General features: G+C 34.3%; 2 protein-coding genes. Both read right to left on the reverse strand.

The annotated features are described in order from the left end of the window. Nucleotides 1-112: 112 nt before the first annotated feature. A complete protein-coding gene (locus ACN4EE_RS22580; RefSeq protein WP_431708768.1) occupies nucleotides 113-676 on the reverse strand; it encodes a Uma2 family endonuclease in 564 nt (187 codons plus the stop codon). A 57-nt stretch (nucleotides 677-733) separates the two neighbouring features. Then, nucleotides 734-3,081: TIGR03986 family type III CRISPR-associated RAMP protein (locus ACN4EE_RS22585; protein WP_431708769.1), on the reverse strand; the 2,348-nt coding region annotated here is incomplete at its 5' end.

Genomic DNA, 3,081 nt, shown 5'->3' on the forward strand with positions numbered 1-3,081 from the left:
TAAATAACCAAAATCAGCTACAAATTCATCAATATTTACTTGGAGTTCAAAAATTTTGCTAAAAGTATAAGATTGATTAGAATCTATTATTTTCATAATCGAAATATGACAGTTAAATAAACGTTAAATAGTTGAAAATTTCTTGAGGTAAAATTTGCCAATTAGAGAGAGAAGATAACACTGGTAATAAATCTTGATTTTGTTGAATTTGAGGCTGTTGATTGGGTAAAAAAGTCATGATAAGTCTTTCTTGGGGATCAATTAACCAACCTATTTGACTACCATAATTAAGGGCAAATAAAATGTTATCAATTACTCGAATTGAACTTTGTTGAGGAGATAAAATTTCAATAATCCAATCGGGGGGAATTTCGATAATATTAGCAATTTCTCCCCGTTCATCTTTGGGTATTTTATCCCAGTTAATTACGCTTATATCAGGTACAATAGATCGATCGTTTAAATTGCAACGAAGTTCGGTAAAAGCACAACATTTTTTATTAGTTAAACCCTGTTGATTAATGGCAGTGGTTAAAAAAGTTTGAATGGTACTATGTTTTCCTTTCGGCATTGGTTTTTCATAAATATAACCGTTAATAAACTCTTTAATTGGTTTTGTTTCTGGTAGTTGTAAAAACTCTGTTAAACCGATTGTTTTTTCTGCTTGAGTAAACATAAATTTTATTTTTTATTATTAAATCTCCCTAAATAAGAGAGACTTTTTCTATTAATTTTAACGAGGATTTCTGGGTAAACCACCATCATTTGCTAACATTGGTAAAGCGACTTTCAAACCCCCATTACGTTGATTGGTATTTTCATTATCCACAAACCACTCAAAGATTTTTACGTCTGTACTTGGATTAGTTTGTTTTCGAGGATAGTGAATAGGTAAGTTATCGCTATAACCCTGAGTAGCAACTAATAAGGCTTTGATAAAGGATACTTCCTCAAATTTTCCGTTATAAGATGTCTCTACCGCTTGTTTAAATTCCTCAATAGATGCTTTGGCGACATTGGCATTGGGTTTGGAAATGGGTAAAAGGCTACTATAGTATTCTTTCCAGTCTTCCCCTTTTCTCAAGTCGGTTTTATCCCAATCGATGGTAAATTTCACACTACCAAAACCAAAGGGTTTACCTCCCCCAAGACGATGATAATGGTTTTCAGGCAAGTTTAAAATCAGTAATAATGCACCTAATTCTACGGTAGAAAGGTTAGTTATATCGATGTTAAAGGTAAATTCAGTATTAGGTTTAACCCATGCTTGAATCGATCGATTCTGATCATCTCTTGTGCTATCTGGTCTATAATATTCTTGATAATGTCCATTATTATTTTGTTGGGTTCGATCGAGATTAGCATTATCCCAATGATTAGCAGGTAAGTTTTGATGAGGATATACTTTTCTTCCCCTTAAACTTTGATTCTTGTCACTATAGCTTTTTCCTTTATCACTACCAGTCTTTAAAGGAGTGCCTTGTTTATCTTGTGCCTGATAAAATCTGGCTTGAGATGGTTGGGGTTGTCCTAATATATTTAATGGTAAACCTCGATCGCCAAAATTTTCAATACAATTATCCGTGATACAGGTTAAGGCATTGATACGCAAATTACCTTTGTATGAACCTTTACCCTTTTGATTTACCCAACCGAAAACCCTGTCAGCAGGTGATAATTCTTTGATGTCTTGGGCAGGTTTTAAGAAGGTATCATCGAGTAAAGACTCAGGGGAATATTTATATAAACGGCGAGAAATAGTAACAGGTTGAATAGCTGTTATATTGCCTCTATTATCAAATTCAACATAGCATAAAGTGCCTTCTTTGAATTGTAACTCTTTTTCATCCCAAATGTGTTTTGACCATCCTGTTTCCCCGGGTTTGCCACCTAAATAAGCTGTGGGAGACTGATTTTTTGCCTTACGTTTTTCTAAATCTTTAATGTGGGTTTGTTGATAGTTTCTGATTAACTCTTCCCATAAGGATTTAACTTTATCAGTAACGAATATTAACTCATTATTATTTTGTTCGATAAATACCCTTTCATTCATTTTACCGTTAATATTTGCACCCGTTACACATACCCATCCTTGTTTCCATGAAGTATCGCTAGGATTTTGATCACGAGGTATAATTTCTTGTACTTTACCTTTGCTTAATTTTACCCAGACGGCTTCCCCATGTTGAGGTAATTGATTTTTACCTTTATATTTAGTGGCAACATGGCTTTCTCCTTTGTCTTTATTTCTGCTGTTTTTCTCATAACGTTTCAGTCTGGCGGTTTCTCCCACTAAACCAGTGTCATCCATTATCCTTAAAAAGAGTTCTCCTTCTTTATTTTCTACCCTTGCAGGTACAACTGTAATTTTTGCAGGAGTGCGATAGGCTAATCTGTCTTCGTGTTTTTCAAAGATGGAATAACGGGAATTTGTCACCATTTCGTAAGCTGATCGCAATGCTCCTTTTACGGATGTAATGGGTAATAATGGTTTACCATCTGCTCCAATTCTGAGAGGATAGGTTTTATGTCCATTATTATCTTCGGTGGCATTACCTGCATCAGGGATTAATAAGGGGGTTTTGGTGGTTAGTTTTACTGTGATATTCCCACTCCAATAATTTTCATGATATTTGCCATGTCCAACGGGGGTTCGATCGAACAATTCTGAGTTATCATTTTTACGAGGAGGAGTAGGGATAAAGTTATAAGGGTTGTGAAATTCTCCTCGAATATTTACATTCCTTAGTGTTTGCCTTTGGGATGATTGTGGATTATTTCTTGTTGTGGGGTTAACTCGATTAGTAGATTTAGATTGATTGGATTGATTAGATTGTGAAATACTAACTCCTTCCCACGATTTACCTTTTTCTCTAATTTTTTGAGGTTGTCCACTGACTAAATCAAATTCTACCTCTTTGTTATGAAGACTATCAATGGAGTTTTTCTTTAAGTGAAGAATTGGAGATGATAACTCACTTTCTTTTGGATTGGTAGGTACAGGAGTACCTTTTTTACTTAAAAATTCTACCTGTAAATTTTTGCCCTTGACAATTAATTTTCCTTCCATAATTTTTAACC

The organism is Geminocystis sp. CENA526 (assembly GCF_050753365.1).
In the GTDB taxonomy this organism is placed as follows: domain Bacteria; phylum Cyanobacteriota; class Cyanobacteriia; order Cyanobacteriales; family Cyanobacteriaceae; genus Geminocystis.

What these genes read in the sequence shown, in the direction of transcription:
- ACN4EE_RS22580 (WP_431708768.1), bottom strand. Translation starts at nt 676, where the DNA reads ATGTTTACTCAAGCAGAAAAAACAATCGGTTTAACAGAGTTTTTACAA.